Consider the following 22,663-nt stretch of genomic DNA (forward strand, 5'->3'; position numbering starts at 1 on the left):
AACGGACCCTACCTAACTTGTTCGCTCATCGAGCGCAAGCGGCTTGTTGCGGGTCGGGGGCGGGTTTTCCAAGTCTTCTGTCAGCTTTGGGCGGAGGTGCGCTGAAGGGGGAGCCGGGGGCGGCCCTTGCCCAGTTTCTCCGCTGCGATCAGTCCCCAGGCAAGGCCGTAAAGCATATACATGCTGCGCCAGTGATCCGTGTCGATGATCACCGACAAGAGCAGGTGGGAGACGAAGACGGCAAAGACACATTGCGTGAAGGCTGTCCAGGGACGGGACCTGAACAGGAGCGGCACCATGGCGCAAACCGTCCAGATCGCCAGGATGATATAGACGATGCCGCCGAGCCAGCCATAGGTGGTGAAGCCCTTCAGATAGACATTGTGTTCGTCTTCCGGGAAATACTTGTTGAACTCCAGCGGACCGATGCCGAGCGGATGTTCCATCACCAGCTGGAAACCGAGGGCGTAACGGGCAAACCGGCCGAGACGGGCGCCGTCATATTCCTGGACGAGGCGTGCGCGCTGCTGAAACATCTCGGCCACGGTGTCGATGGACAGGGCCGCGGCGATCAGGCCGAAAAAGGCGAATAGTCCTATCACCCCGAGAAACACGAGCCGCGCCCGGCGCAGACCGTTCTGTTCGGTGATCAGCGCGAGCAGATAGACCATCAGCACGGCGGCAGCCAGCACGCCCCAGGCACCGCGAGAGAAGCTCAGGAACACACCGAGCAGCAGGATTGCGAGCGGCAGAAGCAAAAGCAGATTGCGCAGCACCGACTCGCGCAGGAGCTTCTGGATGATCAGCGCGGTCGGCAGCACCAGGAACGGACCGAACACGTTCGGATCCTGGAACGTGCCGCGTGCCCGGTCATAAAGTGTGAAATACTCGGCGCCCGGAAAGAGATTGAAATAGCCGGCAATACCGATGGACGCGACCAGGACAGCGCTGATCGTATAGCCATTCTGGATGACGCGACAGCGTTCGGGGTTCTCTGCAATGATGGCAGCGTAGAAGATCGCGGTGATCGCAAGAAAACCGGTGACGGCGATATACATCATCGCGTCGCCCATCTTCTCTGCGAGCGGAATGGAGGCAACACCGCCGGCCGTATAGAGCATCATGCAGATGATCAGCGGCCCGAATTCGCGGCGCAGCTTCAGGCCGCAGGCCAGCCAGACAACCGTCAGCAGCACCATGTAGAGTTCGTAGGGCGCCGGTTCCTCGATGACGAAACCGGACAGAAAGGCGGCAACCCAGAGCGCGCCATTGCCCAGGCTTTTGGCCGGAAGACCGACAGGCGAACGCGCGATCGGCGCGCCGCCATATGGGTCGGCCGCGATGCTCAATAGGCATTCTCCGTGTTGAGCAGCCGGAAGGGCGTCAGGAACAGGATCTGCAGATCAAACAGGATCGACCAGTTCTCGATGTAGTAGACGTCGCATTCGACGCGTTTCTGGATCTTGTCCGGCGTGTCGACTTCACCGCGCCAGCCATTGATCTGGGCCCAGCCGGTCACGCCCGGCTTGACCTTGTGGCGGGCGAAATAGCCGTCGACCACATCGTCCCAGGTCTTGTTGTCGGTATGGGCGTTGACCGCATGCGGCCGAGGCCCCACCAGCGACAGGCTGCCGCCAAGCACGTTGAACAGCTGGGGCAATTCGTCGATCGAGGTCTTGCGGATGAACCGGCCGACACGCGTGACACGCGGATCGCCCTTTGTCACCACCTTTTTCGCGTCGGGATCGGCCATCTCCGTATACATGGACCGGAATTTCAGGATCTCAATGATCTCGTTGTTGAAGCCGTAGCGTTTCTGTTTGAACAGGATCGGACCCTTGCTGTCGAGTTTGACGGCAATCGCTGCGGCGATCATGACCGGGAAGAGCGTGATGATCGCAGCTGTTGCGAACACTAGATCGAAGATCCGCTTGGCCACCATGTCCCAGTCGGCAATCGGCTTTTCGACGACGTCGACAAAGGGCACGGTGCCGATGAAGCTGGCACCGCGGTTGCGGAAGCGCACCTTGTCGGTATGGGCCGACAGGCGGATATCGACCGGCAGCACCCAGAGTTTCTTCAGAAGTTCCAGCACGCGCTGCTCGGCGCGCAGTGGAATGCAGACGATCAGCATGTCGATGCGGGCGAGGCGGGCAAATTCGACAAGAGCGCTGATGTTGCCAAGTTTCGGATAGCCGGCAACAACTGGCGGTGACCGGTCATTGGAGCGGTCGTCGAAGATGCCACAGATCCGGATGTCGTTGTCAGCCTGGGCTTCCAGGTCGTGGATCAGCTCCTGGGCAGCGGTGCCGCCGCCGACAATGATGGCGCGCCGTTCCAGCCGTCCGGAATTCATCCAGTGGCGGACCAGCCGGAAGACAACGAGACGCGACAGGCACAGCCCCGTCAGGCTGAGCGCGTACCAGGCACCGATCCAGGTGTCGGAAAGACCGGCGCCAATGCCGGTGGTCGAGCGCAGCAGCGCGAACATGGCAAAGACCAGGGTCCAGCCGGCGGCGACCCGTCCAAGCTGAGACAGGCCCTGGCGCATGACCGGAACCTGATAGACATCCGCGGCCTGAAAGAAGGCGAGAGCGAACAGAACGGCAAACCCGGTGGCATAGAGGTTCGGCAGGCCGAACCAGGCTGCTTGGGGCGCGGTCAAGGTGGCGGCGAATGCCATTCCAACGATCAAACAGACGTCTGTCAGACGCAGGATGCCCGTGACGACGGGAACCGAAACGCCCTTGCCGCCAAGACCCTGTGCAATTTCGATGGCGTCCGTCGACAGGCTGGAATTCGCCGCCGACAGCATTTCAATATTGGTTTGGCTGGCTGCACCGTGAACGGTGTGCCGGAAATGTTTTTCCAACCTGTGCCCCAAGGGAGAGCCTTCCGAAAAAGGCTTCGGATCGACCGGGTCCGAGGGTTTGAATGCGGGTGTGTTCATTATCGGTTGCTCGACCTTGCATAGGCTGTCTGGGCACGCGATACGGTTGAAGCGCTGTCAGCGCTCACCGGTGTGGAACTGTCAGCCGGAACGAGGCCCTGGAGTTCCATGTAAAGCGTTGTGACGCGGTCGTTCATGAGGTCGACGGAAAAGGTCTCTGCAAGGCAGCCGCGCAGTTCTTTTGCCTGGTCGGCCATCCTATCGGGGTCTGCCAGTGCGTTTTCCATCGCGGTGGTCAGTTTGCCGATATGTCCCGGTTCGATCAGCCTGTGGGCAAACTTGCCGAAAATTTCCGGAATGCCGCCGACACGGGTAGCAACGAGCGGCCGCTCTGCTGCCACGGCTTCCAGAATGATATAGGGCATCGCCTCCGCACGCGAGGGAATGACGACGTTTCGGGCCAGCTTGAAGGCCTCGCGGGCGGGCAGGGCGCCATGAAAGGTTACAGTCCGCTCGAGGCCGAGCTTGCTGACCATGTTCCTGTAGCGCTCTTCATCCGGGCCTTCACCCACGATATGTGCTCTGGGCGCTTCGCCGGTCTTGAGCCGGATATTGTAGAGCGCCTCTATGAAGAGATCCGGTCCCTTCAGATCGCGCAGCATGCCGATATAGAGAAAGTCTCCAGCGTTGTCGGCGATCTCCACGGGCGCGAACTCGTCCTGCTTCAGGCCATTGTAAACAATGCGGGATTGAGCGCGCGGATGCCCGACCTTGCTCTCGTAGGCGGCGGCCTCGTAGTCCGAAACAAAAATCAGACCATCTGTCAGGCGGCCCAGAATACGCTCGAGCGTATGGTAGACGCGGCCTTCAAACCGGTTGGGATCATAGTGGAGGCTGCCGCCATGCGGGCAGTAGACGCGTTTGATCTTCTGGCCGCGGAGCTTCAGGAAGCTGCCGATCAGGCGGACATAGGCGCCGCCCTTAGCGCCGTGCCCATGCAAAATGTCTGCCTTCAGGTCCCGGATGTGCCTGTATAGCGCCAGCGTTGCGGAGAGATCCTGAATGGTTAGCTGGCGCTGCATCGGGAAGCGGGCGAGGCCGAGTGCAAGTTTCGGCTTCAGCTCTTCCAGCTGCTGGTTGTCGAAAGCGCTGCCCGTGCTGCTGTCGCAAATCAGTCCGACATCATGTCCCGCCTCAGCCTGGCAAGTCGCCAGATCGCGGATATGACGGAAAATTCCGCCAATCGGCGAGCGAACACAATGAACGATCCGCATGGGGGTCGTCGTCATGGTGCAGTATCCCTGTTACCACCCCCAGGCTTCTTGATGAACCTGTGGGGCCCTGTAACTGCACCCTAACAAAGGGAGGTGAGTCCACGGTTAACTTCGCGGAGCCTTAAAAATAGCGCTCGCGGACGTAAATCGTGTCTCCGGGACGGACCGGGTCCGAAATGGGCACACGTCCGTTTAGAATTTCACCATTGATCTGACGGGTGATATCCACATCCGCCTGCTGGGCTCTCGCACTGAAACCGCCGGCAGTGGCAATGGCGTTCTGGACGGTCATGCCGGCCACATAGTTGTACTGGCCTGCATTTTGCACTTCGCCCATGACAAAGATCGGACGATAGGTGTCGACCTCGACGGACACGTCCGGGTCGCGGATGTAGCCCTGGCGCAGCTTGGTGGCAATTTCTGCTGCCAGACCCTGCTGGGTTTTGCCGCGAGCAGCAACGCTCCCCACCAGCGGAAACGAAATATAGCCAGCCTGATCAACGACATAGGTGTTGGACAGATCGTCCTGACCAAACACGATGATGCGCAGCCTGTCGCTTGAATCCAAACGATAGGGCTGTGTCAGCGTTTCATGAAATGCTGTCGGCGGTTGTCTGTACCCGCTGCAAGCAACAAGGCCCAGGCACAGCGCCAGAACAACAAGCGCTCTCATTCGCATCAACGACTCTCCTACAATCCGGAGACAGCATCGCGTGTTATGGTTAATTGAGGGTGAAGAGCTTTGAGGTGTCGAAGCAGACCTGTCAAAATTGCGCATGCATTAATTAACAAGTCGTCGAACGGGGCTGAAACCAGCTTAACTGATCGCTTACCATAATTCGACTAAGTTTGCCGGGAGATTGGAGTTTCAAGAGCATGAACGCTGAGCGGCAGACACATTCTGAGGACGATATGGCGCTGGACCTGGCCGGTCTTCTGCGCACCATCGCGCGCTCTCTCGGCTGGCTGTTGCCGCTGACATTGTTTGTCGCCGTGGCGGTCTTCATGGGCCTGCAACTCGTCGCTCCCAAATACAAGGGTGAAGCGCGGCTGATCATCGAGAGCACCGACAATCTGCCGGGAGCGTCCCGCGGGCAGGAAGAGGAGAGGGCCCTTCTCGACAGCGAAGGTGTCGCCAGCCAGGTGCAGCTTCTGATGTCTGCGGACCTCGCCCGCCGTGTTGCCAACAAGCTCAACCTGGCCGCAATACCGGAATTTGACGCCCGGGGCGGCGGCAATCCGCTCGACGCGCTGTTCTCGCTCATTGGTCTTCGCGGCCAGACAGCTGGCAACAGCGAAGAAGAGCGGGTGCTCAAGCACTTTTACGAAAACCTGGACATCTACCGTCTGGAAGGGTCCCGCGTGATCGCGGTGGATTACACCGCTGAAAGCCCGGTTCTCGCGGCCAGGGTCGCGAACACGATCGTGGACGAATATCTCGCCGTGCAATCGAGCGCGAAGCGGGAAACGACCGAATTGGCCTCTGCCGCACTGCAGCCGCAAATCGCGGAATTGCGCAAGGAGGTTCAGGCCGCCCGCAAGGCCGTATCGGATTTCCGCGCCCGGGCCGATCTCCTGATCGGCGCCGACAATATTCCGCTTAATCAGCAGCAGCTTGCCGAAACCAGTTCGGCTTACTCCGAGGCGCAGGCGGCCAAGGCCGAATCGCAGGCCAAGGCGGACCTGATCCGTGAATTGCTGAACTCCGGCGGATCCCTCGAGACGGCCAGTGACGTGTTGAACTCCACCCTGATCCAGCGTCTGCGTGAGCGTCAGGTCGAGATCCAGTCCAACATCGCTGAGCTGTCCATCACCCTGCTGCCGAGCCATCCGCAGCTGAAGGCGCTACAGTCTCAATTGGGAGACTATGATCGCCAGATCCGTGCAGAGGCACGCAAAATCCTGCAGGGGCTGGAGAACGACGCCAAAGTCGCAGACCAGCGGGCGCGCGCTCTTGAGGCTCAGCTGGACGAACTCAAGACAGCGGCAGCCAAATCCAATGCAGATCAGGCCAGGCTGACCGAACTGGAACGCGAAGCCAACGCCAAGGCGGCCCAGCTCGATCAGCTGCTGCTCAGCTTCCAGGAAGCCGATTCGAGATTGCGGGCGCAGGTGCTTCCCGCCGATGCCCGGATCATCTCTCGGGCCAGCGTGCCGGTTGAACCGGATTCGCCGAAAATCATTGCAAGCACCATCATTGCCGCGCTTGTGACGCTGATCCTCGGCATGGCCTTTGTTCTGATGCGTGAGTTTCTGAACGGCAACGCGCTCTATAGAATGAACGAGGCTCCGGCTGTTCGGCCTGAACCGGTTGTCCCGGAGCGCGCTGCGCCAGACACGCGGCGGGTAGAGCGGGAACCGGAGGACGGGTTTGGCTGGCAGCGCGGCTACGGGCAGACCGTTGCAAGTTATCGCATGGAACCGGGTGACTGGTCGAGGGCGCCGAAATCCTCCTCAGAAGGTGAGCCCGTTGAGCCGGTCAAACCTGCACCTGCTCAGCCCGAAGCCGACGATATTGAGCAGGAGCCGATACCGGCCCGGCGGCCAAAGCGCCGACCTCAGGCGACGTCCCATTACGATCATGACGTGTCTCCCGACTGGGTTGGCGACTTGAGAAGTGCTCGCTCTGGGGACAACGCGCCGGCAGAAGATGTCCGGCGTCCGGCGCCACAGCCTTCCGAAACACAATTGCAGGCAACACATGCCGCCGACATTGATGCCAGCGGCCGTGTCGTGGTTCTGAGCGTCGATGACGACGCGCTGTCGCATGATCTGGCTTTTGACCTCGTCCGCAGGGCCGCGATTGGCGGCCGGTCGGCGCTGATCATGGAAGTCTTTCCAGAACAGGCCAACGCCAAGGCGGCTGAAGGCTTTTCCGATATCGTTTCCGGAAACGTGCCGTTTGCGAAAGCTGTTTATCGTGATGCGGCGTCGAAGGCTCATATCATCGAGGCCGGGCGTGTCGCGGTTACCGACGACATGGTCGACACCGACCGTTTCAAGCTGGCACTCGAGGCAATCAAGTCAACCTACGAAACGGTGGTCGTTGATCTCGGTGCCATTGACGGTTCTCTGGCCAGCGCACGGATGCTGAGTTTCGCGGATCGGGTTCTGATCGCAGCGAGCGCGCCTGATCACGGTCACGAACTGCAAAGCGCGGCAAACCTTCTGGCTCACAACACCGGCGCCAAGGTCGAAGTCGTGATAGCCGGTGATGACGGCCCGGGCCCCCGGCGCAACGACGATGGCCACGCCGCCTGAATGTCAATTGGATTTCTGATTGTCGGGCTTTGAAAGACCGGCTTTCCATTTGCGCAAGCGCTTCACTGCGGGCCAGAGAATGTCGGAATTCCGGATCATTGTCTTGGCCTTCAGGGCCGTCGTGACGATCTTAAGTTTCAAGGCCCCCTTTGCGGTGACGGCCAGCAGGCTGTCTGCCAGAGGAGCAGGTTCGGCCCAGCTGGTCTTGTAGCGCTCGTCACCGAGCCCGAGGTCCAGCACCTGAAGCCGCTCATCGGCACAGGCGCGTGCAATGATCTCCTTGATCAGAACGAGGCCCGGGCTGTTGGGCAGCATGTCATCATGGGCGATGCTGTTGCTGTAAGCATAGATCGTGTCGCCTTGTTCCGCGCAAAGATAGGTGGCACGAATGGCGCCGCCGGTCTCCAGATACCAGAGATCCAGGGAAGCCGGCATTGTGTCGTCAAGTCCGAGTTGCCGTGCCAGAAAGGATCGGGCAGCTGGTGTCGCAAACGCGTTCGGGACGCCGCTTTCTCGCGCGCGCAGCTCCCGCTGTTCCAGGAAGGTCGAGAGACCGTTTTCAATTTCCCGGGGTTGCGCAGCCTTTGCGATCCGAAAGTTTCCAGCAGCCTGCAGGTGCCGTTCCTTGCGCAGCAGGTTCTTGCGCGACGACTTGCTGTGGGTGTCGCGAAACAGGGCGTCGAAATCATTCCCGAGGCGGCGTGTGAAGATCGGACTGGGGCTGGGCGCCGCTTCTTCGAACACCAGGGGGTGGGGCCGCCCGTGCCAGGTCGCGGGGACATTTTCCAGTTTCAGAAGGTCAGCGCCGACATCGGCGCAGACCTTTCGCAGGAGCATGCTCATCTCCGACGCATCGACGCTGTCGTAAAACGCCCTGTCCCAGATCCCGGTGTTCTGGTTGCCATGCTGGTGCCCCAGAAAAGCGAGGGCCTTTATACCGGCGGTGTGCTCCAGTCCGAGGGGAAGGATCACCTGGGTTCGCCCCTGACGTCGCCAGGCGACAAGGACCGGTTCGACCTTAAACTGCCGGCCGAGCGTTTCGGTCCAGGCCCGGAGCCAGTCAAGGGATTGGTAAGGATTCCCGCGTCCTGCATCTTTTAGTTGTTGCCAGTCGGCGTCAGCTTCGCTAAGCCTCGTGAAAATCGCCAATTCAATATCGGACGCGGCACGTGTCATGAATGGCTCTCCGAGCGACATTGACAAGGTGTGAAACGTCTTCTTGGATCTGGGTAAACCATTTTTTGCGAACAACAAGGACAGGCTTTAAGACGTGCTGGCAGAACGGATTAAGTCTCGATAGATTTAGCAATAATTATTAAAGAAACCGTGCCTTACTGGCACCTTCTTTCAAGGTGGGCATTACAGCCAAATGGGAATGCGGCAAAAGGCAGTCACACGTGCGTTCAGCGTTCTGAAAGGAACAGGGCTGGGGCGTATGCTGGCACCTATCACGCAAGGTTGTGGCGCCGTGTTCATGATGCATCACGTTCGGCCCGAACGCAGCGACGCCTTTCAGCCCAACCGGCATCTGGAGATTTCCCCTGAGTTTCTGCGCGCCGCAGTCGAGCGGATCCGCGCGAATGGCTATGAAATCATTTCAATGGACGAGGCCGTCGATCTGCTCAAGTCGGGCTATGGCCATGGTCGCTACGCGGTTTTGACCTTTGATGATGGCTACAGGGACAATCTGGACGTGGCCTATCCGATCCTGAAGGAACTGGGGGCGCCATTTACGATTTTTGTGACCACGGGCCTTGTCGATCGAACAAGCGAATTGTGGTGGGTGGCCCTGGAACGGATCATTGCGGCCAATGAAGAAGTCGTCTTCACGCAAGCGGGCGCAGCTGGCGGGCTACCCTGCCGATCAGCCGAGGAAAAGAACGCCTGCTTTGAAAGAATTATGGATTACCTGACGCTGGAAGTCGGTGAGCGGGAGCAGCGCATGATCATCCGTGCGCTCGCAGACAGGTACAACCTCGACCTGAGGGCACTTGCAGACGAACTGGTAATGACCTGGGACGAACTTCGGTCCCTGGCCGACGACGACCTTGTGACCATTGGCGCTCATACGCACGACCATTTTGCAATGGCGCGTATGGAGATGCAGGAGGCGAGGGCAGATGTGCAAAAGGGTGTGGTGCGACTGGAGCAGGAACTCGGGCGCCGACCGAAACATTTCGCCTATCCCTATGGCAAGGTCTACGCGGTCGGTCAGCGGGATGCGGACATCGCCAGGGATATCGGGTTTTCGTCGTCGGTCACGACGCTTCCGGGTGTGCTGCAATCTGTGAACGCGCGTGATCCGATGATGCTGCCACGCGTCTCGCTCAACGGGCGCTTCCAGGACCCGTCCGTGGTCGATCAATACCTGACCGGTGCGCCTTTTGCGCTCTATCGCATGGCCCGATGGGCCGCGACAGGCTTCGGCGTCAAGTCTGGTTTCTCCCGTCTTTTTGCATCCACCAGATAATGGCGCCAGCCGGGATCACCCAGGCAAGACCTGCAACGGCAAAATAGATCAGCTGCACCACGAACGAGGCTTGCTGGAGTTTCAAATCGCCGATCACCATGGCCGTGAACGCATAGACAATTACAAACACCACCAGCACGACCATGCCGACAAATCTGCGAAACGATGGGACCATGTCAGGGCCTGTCCGTTGAATTTGAGAAAAATGGCGCGGAATGAGGGACCTTTTGCCGCAAAGTGTCCCGGACCGCTTGCCGTCCTGCATATGCACCTATATCTCCGCTCGCAAAAGGTCAAATCCATCGACAGCAATCCGGGACCGGTTCATGACTGCAAACGCCGACAGTGCACTTTCCGGGCAGGGCTTTGTGTCTCCTGCCAGACAGCAAAAGATCCGGCGTGACCGGGCCCTGATCCGCTGGTGGCTCTATTTTGTCTGTGCCCTGATTCTGGCGATGGTCGTCGTTGGCGGCGCCACGCGACTGACCGAGTCCGGCCTGTCGATCACGGAATGGAAGCCGATCCACGGTGTGATCCCGCCGCTGACGGAAGCGGAATGGGAAGAAGAACTCGAAAAGTATCGCCAGATCCCCGAATACCAGCTTATCAACAAGGGTATGAGCCTTGAGGAGTTCAAGTTCATCTTCTGGTGGGAATGGGGACATCGCCTGCTCGGGCGATTCATCGGCGTCGCGTTTTTTGTGCCCATGGTGGCCTTTTGGGCGATGGGGCGGATAGAGCCCTGGCTGAAGCCAAGACTGGTGGCCGGTCTTGCACTGGGCGGCCTGCAGGGTTTTGTCGGTTGGTGGATGGTGGCCTCCGGCCTTGTCGACCGCGTCGATGTCAGCCAGTACAGGCTGGCCACCCATCTGACCCTGGCCTTGATCATCTTTGCCTATCTCTACTGGATCGCCCGCAGGCTTGCGCCGCTCGCGGAGCCGGATCCGTTTGAACGGGACCGGCTCGACATGATCGGCAAGCTGGTTCTGGCGCTTGTGTTTGTGCAGATCTTCCTTGGCGGTCTGGTCGCCGGCCTCAATGCGGGGCTTACGTTCAACACCTGGCCGCTGATGGATGGGCAGATCATCCCCAGGGGCCTGCTCGCCATGCAGCCCGCGTGGCTGAACTTCTTTGAGAACGTGATGACGGTGCAGTTCCAGCATCGCGTGACTGCCTATATCCTGATCGTTGCCGGCCTTGTTCTGACGGTCGGGACGTTGCGGCTCAGCCAGCGCAAGGAACTGCGGCGTGCAGGTGCACATATCGGTGCGTTCATCCTGCTGCAGGCCGTCTTCGGCATTCTGACCCTGATCTGGCATGTGCCTTTATCGATCGCCCTGATCCATCAGGGGTTCGCGGTGATCGTCCTGGCAGCCTGCGTGGAATATCTGGCCGTGCTGCGCGGGAGTTACCCGGTCAGAAGCTGATCCGCTTTGCCAACGGTACTAAGCGCGGGGAGAGGTCGTTTCCAGCGGACCTTGACCCTGTGCCGGGTCTGTTGCTAGGAATTGCCGAAAGAGGAGTGCTCCGACGATGAACAAGTAAAACCCGACTGAACATGGCCCTCGGCCACATTGGTTTTACTTGCGGAGCACATCATGCAACCCATCATTTATGACGTGGCTGTCTCTATTGACGGCTTTATTGCTGGTCCTGGCGGCGACGTTTCCGGTTTCGCCCATGAAGGACCGGTCGTAGACGACTATTTTGCGCGCCTGGCTCAGTATGCCGTTGCCATTATGGGACGCCACACCTACGAGTTCGGTTACCGGTTTGGTCTGAAACCGGGCGAAAATCCTTACAAACACATGCAGACCATCGTCTTTTCAAGGTCACTGGTTTTACCGGAATCAGCCGAGGTTTCCGTCGCGCCGGCCCTGGACAAGGCGCAACTGGAAAAGCTGAAACAGACCTCAACCGGACCTGTCTACCTCTGTGGTGGCGGTGTCTTCGCAGGGGCGCTGCTGGCAGACGGGCTGATCGACATCATTCGTCTGAAACGCGCACCCGTCCTGCTGGGGGCCGGCACCCGGTTGTTTGACGGTGCGGTGCAGTGTTCTGAGCTTGCCGAGCTGGAAACGCGGACCTATGACAGCGGCTACCTGTTTCAGGAATTTGCAGCGAAGCGCTAGCAGATTGTGAAGGATGGCTCGAGGCTCGCGTTGAAGCGCGAGCCTCAGGTTTTGCGTGTCTTCAGCCGGACAGGGCCTGTTCCAGGTCGGCAATGATGTCGTCGACATCTTCAAGACCGACCGAGATACGGACGACATCCGGGCCTGCACCTGCCGCCGTCTTCTGTTCGTCGGTCAACTGGCGGTGCGTCGTGGAAGCCGGGTGGATGATCAGGCTGCGCGTGTCGCCGATATTGGCGAGATGCGAGAACAGTTCCACCTTGCTGACGAGCGAGACACCGGCGTCATAACCGCCTTCCACGCCGAATGTGAAAACGGCCCCGGCGCCCTTGGGCATGTATTTCTGCTGCAGGCTGTGATGGGGGTCATCGGGGAGGGCGGCGTAGGACACCCACTTCACCTTGTCATGACCACCCAGATGCAGCGCCACCTTCTTGGCATTGTCGGAATGGCGCTGCATGCGCAGCGGCAGGGTTTCGATGCCGGTCAGGATCATGAAGGCGTTGAAGGGGGATATCGCCGGACCAAGATCGCGCAGGCCGAGCACGCGGCAGGCAATCGCAAAGGCGAAATTGCCGAAGGTCTCATGCAGGACAACGCCCTGATACTCCGGGCGCGGTTCGGACAGCAGCGGATAGTTTCCGCTGGCAGACCAGTCGAAGCTGCCGCCGTCGACAATGATGCCGCCCATGGAATTGCCGTGACCGCCCATGAATTTAGTCAGCGAGTGCAGAACGATGTCGGCGCCGTGTTCGATCGGGCGGCACAGATAGGGTGTTGCCATGGTGTTGTCGACCACCAGCGGAATGCCCTTGGCCTTGGCGAGTGTCGCAATGGCCTCGATATCGACGATGATGCCGCCCGGATTGGCGAGGCTTTCGATGAAGATGGCGCGGGTCTTGTCGTCAATCGCCGCTTCAAAGCTGTTGAGGTCGGCGGGATCAGCCCATTTCACACCCCAGCCAAAACTTTTGAAGGAGTGGTTGAGCTGATTGATGGACCCGCCATAGAGCTTGTTGGCCGCAACGATATTGTCACCGGGCTGCATGAGCGTATGGAAACAAAGAAGCTGCGCGGAATGGCCGGAGGCCGTGGCAAGTGCCGCGGTGCCGCCTTCCAGCGCTGCGACACGCTCTTCCAGGACGGCGGTCGTCGGATTGGTGATGCGGGTGTAAATGTTCCCGAAGGCCTGGAGGCCAAACAGGGAGGCGGCGTGATCGACATCGTCGAAGACAAAGGATGTCGTCTGATAGATCGGTGTCGCGCGGGCCCCGGTGGACGGATCCGGCGCCGCACCGGCATGGATGGCAAGAGTTGAAAACCCTGGAATATTTTCGCTCATAAACAGACCTCCCTGTTGGAATGGCGGCCAGTTTGACCGAACGGACAAGGCAGGTCAAAGAACGTTTTTCTCTAAAAGACGGCTTCGGTGAAATTGCGCAGGAACGGGTCTGGAAAGGCTTGCTGCTGCTACCGGTCAGACACGTCTCGGCGGCACTCGATTTTGAGCAGAAAATAGACGCCAAAAAGCAAAACCACCGCGATGAGCGGTAGGCTCCAGGCCAGAAGGGCGGTGTCGCCAAGCACAGCCAACATGACGGTCTCCAACCATTCGAAGAGGTGACGTGGCGAAACGTTAACGGCGGTCCCTTGAAAATATGGAAAGGGAAACGACCGGATTTGGCGCGAATTCGCCAAGAGTTTGCTTAAAAGATCCCTAAACTTTTCAGCGTCTGTTTCTGGGCGTCATTCCATTTGCCGATGCCGTGCCGTCGCAAGGGGTCTCCCCTGGTGTTTCCCTGTCCCTGGCCCAGTTCTCCTCCTGTTCGGCAAAAGGGAAATCGGGATCAGATCTGTAAAAGAGAGCGAACATCGTCAGCGATACCAGCGCCGCCATGGCCAGCAGCACCCATTCGATTGACGTAAAAAGGGTCGGATCGGACGTCATTTTCCAAGGCCAGGCAAGGGCCGGGATCGGGGAGCCGGCCAATGAAACACGCCTGAAAGGCTGAAGCAGGAGCGTTGCGCGAGGCTGGTCTTGCTTCAGTGTTCAGCCGGATTTGTCCCGGGAGAGGCCGCGATGCTGAAAGCCCGATTTCAGTGCCGGTCGCTTGGAGGAGAGCGTTTTGGAGTTGACGCCCGCCCAACCGATTTCTCCGGACAGGCGGCCATATTCGATCTTCGGACAGCGGTCCATGACCATCCTGATCCCTGCGGCTTCAGCCCGTCTGGCGGCCTCGTCATGGCGCACGGTCAGCTGCATCCAGACCACTTTGGGCAGGCGGCCACTGGTGATTACATCGTCCACGATCTGCCCGGCAGCCTCGGAATTGCGAAAGATGTCGATCATGTCAGGCGTGGCAGGCAGGTCGTCCAGCGAGGCATAGACGGTCTGGCCCAGAATTTCCTTGCCGGCCTGGCCCGGATTGATCGGCCAGACTTCGTAACCCTTGGAGAGCAGGTATTTCAGAACGAAATAGGACGGCCGCACGTTGTTGGCGCTTGCGCCGATCATGGCCACCGTTTTGACCTCGTCCAGAATGGCGCTGATATAGGCGTCGGAATAGGCGTCGTGATTCATGAAAGATCCCTTGCAGACTCGGGCGCTATCCAAGGCGAAATCGCTGGCAACCGCAAGGCCTTCGGCCGGGGCAACAGGTCACATGTCAAAGAGCGCATGTGCGGTCAGGCGGCGCCGGATCAGGCGCGCTAAGACGGGAAGGCCAGGAAGTTCCGGAGGACAGGAAACGTATGACGGCCATCGGCGCAAGGTTTGAAAGAGTGATCAGGGAGATCGACCGGACGCTCGACCATCCGCTTGATATGGACCTGCTGGCGGACAAGGCCGCCTATTCGAGGTTTCACTTCCAGCGGCAGTTTTCCGCGCTTCTGGGTGTTGGTGTCGCCGACTATCAGCGGCTGATGCGACTGAACAGGGCAGGGCACCAGCTTGCCTTTCGCCCGGAGCAGCCTGTCACCGACATTGCCTATGAAGCCGCTTATCAGAACCTGGAGAGCTTTTCCCGTGCGTTTAAACGCGCCTTTGGCCAGAGCCCGACGGCGTTCCGTAAGAGGCCCGACTGGACCACCTGGCATCTGACTTATGACCCTCTCTTGTATCTGAAAGGACAGTTCATGCCCGGAAAAACTCTCGACCCGGAAACAATACGTATCAGCCTGTTTCCCGAGACGCTGGTCGCAGCCCTGGAACATCGTGGACCTCAGACCGGCCTGACAGCTTCCGCCCAGCAATTCATCGCCTGGCGGCGGGCTTACGGACTGCCGCCATCCAGACACGCCACGTTCAATATCCTCTATGACGACCCCAAAGCGACGCCGCCGGAAGATTTTCGGTTTGATTTCTGCTGTTCGGTCTCAGCACCGGTGCCCGACAATGGTTATGGCATGGTCACAAAAACCATTCCCGGAGGACGTTGCGCGGTGATCCGCCATTCCGGCTTTCTCGATTTCGCGGAAGCTGCGATCCGCTCGCTTTATCGCGACTGGCTCCCGGAAAGCGGTGAGGAATTGCGTGACTTTCCGCTCTTTGTCCAGCGCTTGAATTTCTATCCGGACGTGCCCGAACATGAAGCCGAAACGGATATCTTTTTGCCGTTGAAGTGAGGCAGACACCGGGTTTGTCTGCCCCTCAAACAAAGTCGGATCAGCTGCACTGGAACCAGAGTTGACCGCTCACCGTTGCTGTCATCCCCGCGAAAGCGGGGAGCCAGGGTACTTCATCTTGTCACTTCGACGAAAAATCGACTTCCCAGGCTTCCTGGGGCCAGGGTCTTGGCTAAGCTTCATCCGGGACGATGAACGGGCAAGGGAATACACGCCTAGCCCTTTGCTGACAGACGCTCAGCCTGCGCAGCCCTCAATTCCTTGCGGATCACCAGCTTCAGGCCCGACCACACAGCGTCGACGGCACAGACCTTGATGTCGACCAGGCCCATTGGCAGGCAGATCTCCCGCACGACGTCCTCGGTCACCGTGGTCGGTACCTTGCTGGCCTTCTTGGGCCAGGACACCCAGATCATTCCAACAGGTGCCAGAAGACCTCGCAAACCTTGCAGCAGGTCCGTCAGCTCGCTGCGCTCCGTTACGAACAGATGCGCACACTCAAGACCGGAGAGGGGGGCAGTGACAGGTCTGGTCTCCGGCGCCTGGTCATCCAGAAGCTTTGCGATCGGTACGGGCATGTTGTGCCGCCAGCAGGTCATCCCCGGCTTCAAGCCCAGTTTGGCCGACAGGGGGCGACCGGAATAGCCAGTCTGGGACATCAAGCCCTCCGGAGTTGCATTCAGAAAAGAGGTCTGACGGCAGGGGACTTGACCTTAGCTGTCCGCCCATTCCGGTTTGCGCTTCTGCAGGAAGGCGGAAATGCCTTCTTCCGCGTCGCGGGCCATCATGTTTTCCACCATGGTCGCGGCGGCAAACTCATAGGCCTCCGACAGCGGCATTTCCAGCTGGCGGTAGAAGGCTTCCTTGCCGATCTTGAGCGTTTTTGCGGATTTCGAAGCGATCGCTTCGGCGTATTTCTGCACGACCTGTTCCAGGTAGTCGCCCGGAACGATGCGGTTGATCAGGCCGAAGTCCTTGGCGGTTGAAGCGTCGATGCTTTCGCCGGTGAGCAGCATCTCCATCGCCTGTTTCGGGGCAACATTTCTGGAAAGAGCCACCATCGGCGTGGAGCAGAACAGGCCGATATTGACGCCCGGTGTGCAGAAGGTCGCGGTGTCTGTCGCAATCGCCAGGTCGCAGGAGGCGACCAGCTGGCAGCCGGCAGCGGTGGCAACGCCCGTCACCACAGCGATCACCGGCTTGGGCAGCCGCACGATCTGCTGCATCAGGTCGGAACATTGCCGCATGATGCGCTCATAGGAGGCCTTGCCACCGTCGGCTTCGGCGCGGGCCGCAGTCAGTTCCTTAAGGTCATGACCGGCGCAGAACACCTTGCCTTCTGCGCCCAGAAGGATCACCCGGACAGCCGGATCATCGGCAGCCTTTTGCAGCTCCCCGGACAGCGCCGACATCATGGCAGTCGACAGGGAATTCATCCGTTCCGGACGCTGCATGACGATCCGGTAGACACCTTCATGCAGCATGGTCGCCAGCATCGGTTTTTCGATTTCGTCATTGGCGGCGGTGTCGGACATGGAATGCTCCCTGAAGTCTTTGTCTTGGCGATCCTTATAACGGAAGGCAGGCGCGGCGTGAACGGCAAAGCGCTGCGTTGAAATGTCTTCGATCACAGATCCTTTATGGTTTTCTTTGATCGTGCTGATGGCGGATCATGGGAATTGCGGTATCCTCGGGTCATGTGGAGGCCACACCGGTTCCGATTTCTCGTCGGCGCAGCGCTTCTCTTGCTGGCGCCTCTTCTGCCTGCTTCTGCACAGGAGAGGGTGGATGTCGCCCTCGTGCTGGCGGTCGACGTTTCCAGATCGATGTCACCGGACGAACTCCAGATCCAGCGCCAGGGATATGCCGCCGCGATTGCCAGCCCAGAGGTCGTGCGGGCCATCAGCCTGGGCGAACATCGCAGGATCGCGCTGATGATGTTCGAATGGGCCAATGAAAGCCACGCCCGCGAGATTGTGCCCTGGTCGGTGATCGAGACGCAGGCGGATGCACAGGAATTTGCCGACAAGGTGCTGGAGGACACCACTTATGGTCAACGGCGGACATCGATTTCCGGCGCGATCCGGTATGCCTCCAAACTTCTGGACGAAGCTCCCTTTGCAGCGGCACGCCGGGTGATCGACATCTCCGGAGACGGCCCCAACAACCAGGGATCACCCGTCACTCTGGCGCGCGATGCGGCCGTTGACCGCGGCTACGTCATCAATGGACTGCCGTTGATGACCAAGGGCGGCATCGGTTTTCAGTTCAATATCCCGGATCTCGACGTTTATTACCGGCGCTGCGTCATCGGTGGCCCGACCAGCTTCGTGATCCCGGTGATCGAATGGGCACAATTTCCCGATGCCGTCCGACGCAAACTGATCCTCGAAATCGGAGGACGCATGCCTTTCCAGCCACCAAGGGTCATCAAAGCGCAGATCACCTTCGAAGAGCCTTATGACTGCCTCGTCGGAGAGAAGATCTGGCAGCGCCTGCGGGAACAGTATTTCTGGGATCCCTGATCCGGAAGGGCGGCCAGGCGAAACGCCTTAGCCGCGTCTGCGCCGGCGCCGTCGTTCACCGCCGCCAGCTTCGCTTTCCACGAGTGACTTTTTCTCTGGCAGGTCGATCGCACCGCGCAGGTTGGGGAAGGGGTCGACTTTGTTCGGCAGCGCCATTGCGTTGACGAAATGCTCCTGGAACTTCGGCTCCAGCGCTGTCTCGATCTTCTCGATATCCCGCACGGTCTGCTCGATTTCCCGGCGATAACCGCGATTGAGCAGCGCCATGCGCGCACCGGTGCCGGCCGCGTTGCCGACACCAGAAACGCCCTCAAGCGGGCAATCAGGGATCAGGCCGAGCACCATGGCGTATTTGGGGTCGATATAGCTGCCGAAGGCGCCGGCCAGCCGGATCCGGTCGAGCTGGTAGGTGCCAAGTTTGTCCTGCAGCAGTTTGACCCCGGCATAGAGCGCGCCCTTGGCGAGCTGAATGGCCCGGATATCGGTCTGCAGGATCGAGATCTCGACGTCCTGGTCGGCAATCAGGTAGGAAAAGGTCCGGCCCTTGGACTGGACCCGGCTGGTCCGTGCCGCCATGCCGCCGTCGATGACGCCGTCTTCAGTGATGAGGCTCGCGAGATACATCTCCGCCACCGCCTCGATGATGCCGGAGCCGCAAATGCCTGTGACACCGACGCTGTCGACCTTTTCGGCAAAACCTTCTTCATCAGACCATTCGTCGACGCCAATCACCTTGAACCGCGGTTCAAGCGTCTCCTTGTCGATGCGGATGCGTTCGATGGCACCGGGTGCGGCGCGCTGACCGGAGGAAATCTCCGCGCCTTCAAAGGCGGGGCCGGTTGGCGAAGAGGCCGCCAGAAGGCGTTCCTTGCTGCCGAGCACGATCTCCGCGTTGGTGCCGACATCGACGAGCAGCGTGATCTCGTCGTGTTTGTAAGGGCTCTCGGCAAGGGTGGCGGCAGCTGCATCGGCGCCGACATGGCCGGCGATGCAGGGCAGCATATAGACCCGCGCGCCCGGGTTGAGCTCCAGGTCGAGATCGCGGGCGCTCAGCACCATCGCATCAGAAGCTGCCAGCGCAAACGGAGCGCCGCCCAGTTCGACCGGATCGATGCCGAGGAAAAGGTGATGCATCACGGGGTTGCCGACAAAGGTGGCGTCGAGCACATCGCTGCGCTCGGCGCCGACATCGCCAACAAGCTTGCCGATCAGGGAATTGATCGCCTCGCGTACCGCCTTGGTCAGGTCCGGCAGCTTGGCCGGGTTCATCTGCACATAGGAGACCCGCGACATCAGGTCTTCGCCGAAGCGGATCTGCGGATTGGACGTACCGGCCGACGAGACGGTCCGGCCGTTTTGAAGGTTGCAGAGATGCGCGGCGATGGTGGTCGACCCGATATCGACGGCAAGGCCATAGACGGCGTTCTTTTCACCCGGCCACAGCGCGACAAGTGTCGGCAGTACACCCCGGTCCTGATGAATGGCCGCCGTGACGGTCCACTGTCCCTTGCGCAGGGTTGTTTGAACGGCCGGCAGCAGGATCGGGTCGATGCACAGGTCGGCCAGCCCGGTCGTACTTGTCAGGGCTTCGCGCAGGCGGTCAATATCCCCGCGCGGCGTTTCCATGTCCGGCTCGTCGATGGAGACGGAGACCAGGGTAATTGCGCTGTCCGCATCAATCTGGCGGGCTTCTGCACGTTTGCGTACCACCTGCCGGTTGGTTTGGGCATCGGTCGGCACATCGACAACGAGGTCACCGAGGATCTTCGCCTGACAGGAGAGGCGCCGGTCGGCCGGCAGGTTGCGCAGGCTGGCATAGCGGTTTTCAGCTTCCGTGGCCGCTTCCAGGTTTTCCGCAGCACTGGTCAGGTTCTCCTTGGCGAAGGTGCCTTCGGAGACCGAGATCTGGCAGCGCCCGCATATGCCGCGCCCCCCGCAAACCGACTCGACATAAACCCCAAGAGAGCGGGCCGCATCAAGAAGGGGTGTTCCCACCGGGAATGTGCCCCGGCGTCCGCTAGGCTGGAAAACGACTTTGGCGTGTCTGTCTGTCTCGGTCATGGCTGCGATCTGTCACTACCGGTTTCAAACGCTGCGGGACCATGCCCGCCGAAACTCCCCCAGGAGGGGATACGAAAAACGTGCCTCCCGACACGCAAAACCCCTCCCGCTTGCGGGGAGGGGAAGTGGGGTGGGTGTCCCAACCGGAAAGCTGGAGAAAGACCACCCGGTTTGCGGAGGGGAGAGAACCGCAAACATGTGTTTGCTCTAGCGTCAGCTGGCGCGCCGTGCCGCGCGGCCACCACGGCGGCGACCACCGGAGGAGGCCCCGCCTTCGGCTGGGGCTGCAGTCGCACCGGCGGCAGCCGGCTGATGGTCGCGATAGGTCATGATCCATTCCTGGCAGTTCGGATCAGTGCCGTTCAGAACGTTTGCGGCGCGGACGGCTTCCATTTCCTGCGGGCGGCACGGATTCATGATCGCCGAGGTCATGCCGGCACCGATCACCATCGGAATGAAACCTGCATTAATGCCATGGCGATGCGGCAGGCCGAAGGAGATGTTGGACAGGCCACAGGTCGTGTTGACCTTCAGTTCCTCGCGCAGACGGCGCAGCAGCCGGAACACCTGCTGGCCGGCCGTGCCCATGGCGCCGATCGGCATCACCAGGGGGTCAACGACGATGTCATGGGCCGGAATGCCGTAGTCGGCCGCGCGCTCGACGATCTTTTTCGCAACATCAAAGCGCACATCCGGGTCTTCCGAAATGCCTGTTTCGTCATTCGAAATCGCAACAACCGGAACGTCGTATTTCTTGATCAGCGGCAGGATGGCTTCCAGCTTCTCTTCCTCGCCGGTTACGGAATTGACCAGCGGGCGCCCCTTGGCGACTTCCAGGCCCGCCTGGATGGCGGCGGTCACGGATGAATCGATGGACAAGGGAACGTCCGTAAGCTCTTGAACAATCTCGAGAGTCTTGACCAGCAACGGCGGTTCGGTCTCGTTCGGATTGACCGCGGTCACGCCGGCATTGACGTCGAGCATGGTGGCGCCGGCAGCGACCTGTGCAAGGGCGTCTGCCTTGACCGTCTCGAAATTGCCGTCAGCCATCTCGGCTGCCAGCTTCTTGCGGCCGGTCGGGTTGATCCGCTCGCCGATGACACAGAACGGCTGGTCGAAGCCGATGATGATTTCCTTGGTCGCGGATGCGACAACGGTGCGGGTCATTTATGCGCTCTCGTTGGCTGTCAGGGTTGAGGACGGGGTTTGAAAGGACCAGCTCCCGCGGCCATGCAGCCAGTCCGCGGTCTTCTGGATCCCGCCGAACGGGTAAACATGGATCTGGGCCAGCTGGGTCGACGGCTGGCTGGTGACGCGGGTTTCCAGCGGCTCGACCATGGTGGCGGGATCATACCCTGCCAGCATGGAAACCACGGCACCGCCGCGCTTCTTGAGGAAGTTCAGGGAGTTTTCGACACCGGCAAAGGCGGCATATTTCAGGAGTGTCGTCATCTTGGCCGGGCCGGCAACACCGACATGGACCGGAAACTGGTTGCCCCATTCCCGCAGCTCGTCGAGCCACAGGCTGACCCGGTGCGGGTCGAAGCCGAACTGCGTGACAATGCGGAATTCGGCATCGCTCTCAGCGGCGAGTTCGTGCTTGCGCATCAGGAACGACTTGATCACGTCCGGCTTGATGTCCGGTGCGCCTTCCGGGTGACCGGCCACGGCAATCTTCTTGATGCCGAGCTTGTCAAATAGACCCGTTTCCAGAAGGGCAACGGAAGAGGTCAGGGGACCGGCCTTATCGGCTTCCCCAGCAATGGTCAGTACTTCAGTCGCACCGGCTTCCTGGGTCAGGCGTTTGATCCGGCGCTCGAAGGCCTCCAGGGAGGGATAGCGGCGGGCGGCCATGTGCGGCACGGCAACCAGCTTGTTGTCGCGCAGGATGCGGGCTGCGTCGACGATCATGTCTTCAGGGCAGTTGCCGAGATCGGTGACATAGACCTGCGTGCCGGCCGGGATTGTCTGCAGAAGCTCGGTCTTTTCGACCACCTGCTTCGGCGACATTTCAGTGGAGGCGGGTAGCCGCCCGTTTTCCAGCAGGCGCTGCTCAGTCATGTTCCGTTCCTCCACTTGCAAGCAAGGTCTTCAGTCGCTCTTTCGGATAAGCGGCAACAAGGTCGTCGAGCGCCGTATCCGCTTCCGTTTCCAGATCGTCAGAGACATCGACAGGATCGGTGCGGCGCCACTCCGCCATATAGGCGTCGCTGTCCTTGGCTCCGATCCGCATCGCACAGGCGTCGATCGCTTCCATGAACATGGCCGGCAGCTCCCGGCGGGCCGACTTGCGTCCCTTTTTCACCAGGATCTGAGCCGGAATGTCCCGCCAGTAAACGATGATTTTCTGCGCCATAGTCTCTTCTTCCTCCGAAGACCCATGTTTGCCGGAAGCCACGATTTCCGTTTCGCCTGATAGCGGCATC

The 22,663-nt window shown here is 60.0% G+C and carries 22 protein-coding genes; 7 read left to right on the forward strand and 15 right to left on the reverse strand.

What is annotated here, in order from left to right:
- Positions 1-80 precede the first annotated feature (80 nt).
- The 4 genes from ACO6TG_RS25630 to ACO6TG_RS25645 all read right to left on the reverse strand — a co-directional run bounded on the left by ACO6TG_RS25630 (position 81) and on the right by ACO6TG_RS25645 (position 4,843).
- Complete coding sequence (locus tag ACO6TG_RS25630) at positions 81-1,349, reverse strand: O-antigen ligase family protein (protein WP_422375788.1); 1,269 nt, start codon at positions 1,347-1,349, stop codon at positions 81-83.
- Positions 1,346-2,950 (reverse strand): undecaprenyl-phosphate glucose phosphotransferase, encoded by a 1,605-nt coding sequence (locus ACO6TG_RS25635; protein ID WP_422375789.1) that lies wholly within the window; start codon positions 2,948-2,950, stop codon positions 1,346-1,348. Before ACO6TG_RS25635 ends, ACO6TG_RS25630 begins: the two co-directional genes overlap by 4 nt.
- Positions 2,950-4,179: a glycosyltransferase family 4 protein gene (locus tag ACO6TG_RS25640; RefSeq protein ID WP_422375790.1), complete on the reverse strand. Its 1,230-nt coding sequence runs from the start codon at positions 4,177-4,179 to the stop codon at positions 2,950-2,952. Before ACO6TG_RS25640 ends, ACO6TG_RS25635 begins: the two co-directional genes overlap by 1 nt.
- Positions 4,180-4,285: 106 nt before the next feature.
- Positions 4,286-4,843 (reverse strand): polysaccharide biosynthesis/export family protein, encoded by a 558-nt coding sequence (locus ACO6TG_RS25645; protein ID WP_094070176.1) that lies wholly within the window; start codon positions 4,841-4,843, stop codon positions 4,286-4,288.
- Positions 4,844-5,040: 197 nt separating this feature from the next.
- Here ACO6TG_RS25645 and ACO6TG_RS25650 point away from each other — a divergent pair, with 197 nt between their 5' ends.
- The gene (locus ACO6TG_RS25650; protein WP_422375791.1) at positions 5,041-7,425 is read left to right on the forward strand and encodes a succinoglycan transporter; all 2,385 of its coding nucleotides are present in this window, start codon (positions 5,041-5,043) and stop codon (positions 7,423-7,425) included.
- A gap of 3 nt (positions 7,426-7,428) precedes the next feature.
- Here the strand turns inward: ACO6TG_RS25650 and ACO6TG_RS25655 are convergent, their stop codons facing one another.
- The gene (locus tag ACO6TG_RS25655) at positions 7,429-8,601 is read right to left on the reverse strand and encodes a GNAT family N-acetyltransferase (protein ID WP_422375792.1); all 1,173 of its coding nucleotides are present in this window, start codon (positions 8,599-8,601) and stop codon (positions 7,429-7,431) included.
- A 298-nt stretch (positions 8,602-8,899) separates the two neighbouring features.
- Here ACO6TG_RS25655 and ACO6TG_RS25660 point away from each other — a divergent pair, with 298 nt between their 5' ends.
- Positions 8,900-9,895, forward strand: coding sequence for a polysaccharide deacetylase family protein (locus ACO6TG_RS25660; protein ID WP_422375793.1), 996 nt, complete (start codon positions 8,900-8,902; stop codon positions 9,893-9,895).
- Here ACO6TG_RS25660 and ACO6TG_RS25665 read toward each other — a convergent pair.
- Positions 9,855-10,070 (reverse strand): DUF2842 domain-containing protein, encoded by a 216-nt coding sequence (locus tag ACO6TG_RS25665; protein WP_422375794.1) that lies wholly within the window; start codon positions 10,068-10,070, stop codon positions 9,855-9,857. The two genes, ACO6TG_RS25660 and ACO6TG_RS25665, sit on opposite strands and share 41 nt — an antisense overlap.
- 151 nt (positions 10,071-10,221) lie before the next feature.
- On the opposite strand from ACO6TG_RS25665, the gene ACO6TG_RS25670 reads away from it, so the two are divergent.
- Positions 10,222-11,322 (forward strand): COX15/CtaA family protein, encoded by a 1,101-nt coding sequence (locus ACO6TG_RS25670; protein WP_422375795.1) that lies wholly within the window; start codon positions 10,222-10,224, stop codon positions 11,320-11,322.
- Between the two features lie 171 nt (positions 11,323-11,493).
- On the forward strand, positions 11,494-12,027 hold the full coding sequence (locus ACO6TG_RS25675) for a dihydrofolate reductase family protein (RefSeq protein WP_422375796.1): 534 nt from the start codon (positions 11,494-11,496) through the stop codon (positions 12,025-12,027).
- 61 nt (positions 12,028-12,088) lie between these two features.
- Here ACO6TG_RS25675 and ACO6TG_RS25680 read toward each other — a convergent pair whose 3' ends face one another.
- Positions 12,089-13,369: an O-acetylhomoserine aminocarboxypropyltransferase gene (locus ACO6TG_RS25680; protein WP_422375797.1), complete on the reverse strand. Its 1,281-nt coding sequence runs from the start codon at positions 13,367-13,369 to the stop codon at positions 12,089-12,091.
- Positions 13,370-13,401: 32 nt separating this feature from the next.
- On the opposite strand from ACO6TG_RS25680, the gene ACO6TG_RS25685 reads away from it, so the two are divergent.
- Positions 13,402-13,581 carry a hypothetical protein gene (locus tag ACO6TG_RS25685; protein WP_422375798.1) on the forward strand — a complete coding sequence of 60 codons (180 nt, stop codon included), beginning with the start codon at positions 13,402-13,404 and terminating at the stop codon, positions 13,579-13,581.
- A 172-nt stretch (positions 13,582-13,753) separates the two neighbouring features.
- Here ACO6TG_RS25685 and ACO6TG_RS25690 read toward each other — a convergent pair whose 3' ends face one another.
- Together ACO6TG_RS25690 and ACO6TG_RS25695 are read right to left on the reverse strand one after the other, a co-directional pair.
- Positions 13,754-13,975 carry a hypothetical protein gene (locus tag ACO6TG_RS25690; RefSeq protein ID WP_422375799.1) on the reverse strand — a complete coding sequence of 74 codons (222 nt, stop codon included), beginning with the start codon at positions 13,973-13,975 and terminating at the stop codon, positions 13,754-13,756.
- 102 nt (positions 13,976-14,077) lie between these two features.
- Positions 14,078-14,608, reverse strand: coding sequence for a CoA-binding protein (locus tag ACO6TG_RS25695; RefSeq protein ID WP_422375800.1), 531 nt, complete (start codon positions 14,606-14,608; stop codon positions 14,078-14,080).
- Between the two features lie 170 nt (positions 14,609-14,778).
- On the opposite strand from ACO6TG_RS25695, the gene ACO6TG_RS25700 reads away from it, so the two are divergent.
- The gene (locus ACO6TG_RS25700; protein WP_422375801.1) at positions 14,779-15,651 is read left to right on the forward strand and encodes an AraC family transcriptional regulator; all 873 of its coding nucleotides are present in this window, start codon (positions 14,779-14,781) and stop codon (positions 15,649-15,651) included.
- A gap of 215 nt (positions 15,652-15,866) precedes the next feature.
- On the opposite strand, the gene ACO6TG_RS25705 is transcribed toward ACO6TG_RS25700, so the two are convergent.
- Together ACO6TG_RS25705 and ACO6TG_RS25710 are read right to left on the reverse strand one after the other, a co-directional pair.
- Entirely contained in the window at positions 15,867-16,310 is a 444-nt protein-coding gene (locus tag ACO6TG_RS25705; RefSeq protein WP_422375802.1) for a hypothetical protein, read from the reverse strand.
- A gap of 54 nt (positions 16,311-16,364) precedes the next feature.
- Positions 16,365-17,186 carry an enoyl-CoA hydratase gene (locus ACO6TG_RS25710; RefSeq protein ID WP_422375803.1) on the reverse strand — a complete coding sequence of 274 codons (822 nt, stop codon included), beginning with the start codon at positions 17,184-17,186 and terminating at the stop codon, positions 16,365-16,367.
- Between the two features lie 249 nt (positions 17,187-17,435).
- Between ACO6TG_RS25710 and ACO6TG_RS25715 the strand changes: the two genes are divergently transcribed.
- Positions 17,436-18,176, forward strand: coding sequence for a DUF1194 domain-containing protein (locus tag ACO6TG_RS25715; protein ID WP_422375804.1), 741 nt, complete (start codon positions 17,436-17,438; stop codon positions 18,174-18,176).
- A gap of 27 nt (positions 18,177-18,203) precedes the next feature.
- On the opposite strand, the gene ACO6TG_RS25720 is transcribed toward ACO6TG_RS25715, so the two are convergent.
- The 4 genes from ACO6TG_RS25720 to ACO6TG_RS25735 all read right to left on the reverse strand — a co-directional run bounded on the left by ACO6TG_RS25720 (position 18,204) and on the right by ACO6TG_RS25735 (position 22,593).
- Positions 18,204-20,237, reverse strand: a complete 2,034-nt coding sequence (locus tag ACO6TG_RS25720; RefSeq protein ID WP_422375805.1) for an ASKHA domain-containing protein — start codon at positions 20,235-20,237, stop codon at positions 18,204-18,206.
- Positions 20,238-20,450: 213 nt separating this feature from the next.
- Positions 20,451-21,404 carry a methyltetrahydrofolate cobalamin methyltransferase gene (locus ACO6TG_RS25725; RefSeq protein WP_422375806.1) on the reverse strand — a complete coding sequence of 318 codons (954 nt, stop codon included), beginning with the start codon at positions 21,402-21,404 and terminating at the stop codon, positions 20,451-20,453.
- A complete protein-coding gene (locus ACO6TG_RS25730; protein WP_422375807.1) occupies positions 21,405-22,298 on the reverse strand; it encodes a methylenetetrahydrofolate reductase in 894 nt (297 codons plus the stop codon).
- The gene (locus ACO6TG_RS25735) at positions 22,291-22,593 is read right to left on the reverse strand and encodes a virulence factor (RefSeq protein ID WP_094074472.1); all 303 of its coding nucleotides are present in this window, start codon (positions 22,591-22,593) and stop codon (positions 22,291-22,293) included. The genes ACO6TG_RS25730 and ACO6TG_RS25735 overlap by 8 nt, the downstream gene beginning before the upstream one ends.
- Positions 22,594-22,663: the final 70 nt, after the last annotated feature.

Origin of the sequence: Roseibium sp. (assembly GCF_965233565.1) — a bacterium.
Classification (GTDB): Bacteria; Pseudomonadota; Alphaproteobacteria; order Rhizobiales; family Stappiaceae; genus Roseibium.

Bases quoted from the DNA above. Each gene is read 5' to 3' on its own strand.
- ACO6TG_RS25665 (WP_422375794.1), bottom strand. From the start codon at position 10,070: ATGGTCCCATCGTTTCGCAGATTTGTCGGCATGGTCGTGCTGGTGGTG.
- ACO6TG_RS25690 (WP_422375799.1), bottom strand. From the start codon at position 13,975: ATGACGTCCGATCCGACCCTTTTTACGTCAATCGAATGGGTGCTGCTG.
- ACO6TG_RS25710 (WP_422375803.1), bottom strand. From the start codon at position 17,186: ATGTCCGACACCGCCGCCAATGACGAAATCGAAAAACCGATGCTGGCG.
- ACO6TG_RS25735 (WP_094074472.1), bottom strand. From the start codon at position 22,593: ATGGCGCAGAAAATCATCGTTTACTGGCGGGACATTCCGGCTCAGATC.
- ACO6TG_RS25720 (WP_422375805.1), bottom strand. From the start codon at position 20,237: ATGACCGAGACAGACAGACACGCCAAAGTCGTTTTCCAGCCTAGCGGA.
- ACO6TG_RS25660 (WP_422375793.1), top strand. From the start codon at position 8,900: ATGATGCATCACGTTCGGCCCGAACGCAGCGACGCCTTTCAGCCCAAC.
- ACO6TG_RS25705 (WP_422375802.1), bottom strand. From the start codon at position 16,310: ATGTCCCAGACTGGCTATTCCGGTCGCCCCCTGTCGGCCAAACTGGGC.
- ACO6TG_RS25730 (WP_422375807.1), bottom strand. From the start codon at position 22,298: ATGACTGAGCAGCGCCTGCTGGAAAACGGGCGGCTACCCGCCTCCACT.
- ACO6TG_RS25695 (WP_422375800.1), bottom strand. From the start codon at position 14,608: ATGAATCACGACGCCTATTCCGACGCCTATATCAGCGCCATTCTGGAC.
- ACO6TG_RS25635 (WP_422375789.1), bottom strand. From the start codon at position 2,950: ATGAACACACCCGCATTCAAACCCTCGGACCCGGTCGATCCGAAGCCT.
- ACO6TG_RS25670 (WP_422375795.1), top strand. From the start codon at position 10,222: ATGACTGCAAACGCCGACAGTGCACTTTCCGGGCAGGGCTTTGTGTCT.
- ACO6TG_RS25640 (WP_422375790.1), bottom strand. From the start codon at position 4,179: ATGACGACGACCCCCATGCGGATCGTTCATTGTGTTCGCTCGCCGATT.
- ACO6TG_RS25645 (WP_094070176.1), bottom strand. From the start codon at position 4,843: ATGCGAATGAGAGCGCTTGTTGTTCTGGCGCTGTGCCTGGGCCTTGTT.
- ACO6TG_RS25725 (WP_422375806.1), bottom strand. From the start codon at position 21,404: ATGACCCGCACCGTTGTCGCATCCGCGACCAAGGAAATCATCATCGGC.
- ACO6TG_RS25675 (WP_422375796.1), top strand. From the start codon at position 11,494: ATGCAACCCATCATTTATGACGTGGCTGTCTCTATTGACGGCTTTATT.
- ACO6TG_RS25655 (WP_422375792.1), bottom strand. From the start codon at position 8,601: ATGACACGTGCCGCGTCCGATATTGAATTGGCGATTTTCACGAGGCTT.
- ACO6TG_RS25700 (WP_422375801.1), top strand. From the start codon at position 14,779: ATGACGGCCATCGGCGCAAGGTTTGAAAGAGTGATCAGGGAGATCGAC.
- ACO6TG_RS25680 (WP_422375797.1), bottom strand. From the start codon at position 13,369: ATGAGCGAAAATATTCCAGGGTTTTCAACTCTTGCCATCCATGCCGGT.
- ACO6TG_RS25650 (WP_422375791.1), top strand. From the start codon at position 5,041: ATGAACGCTGAGCGGCAGACACATTCTGAGGACGATATGGCGCTGGAC.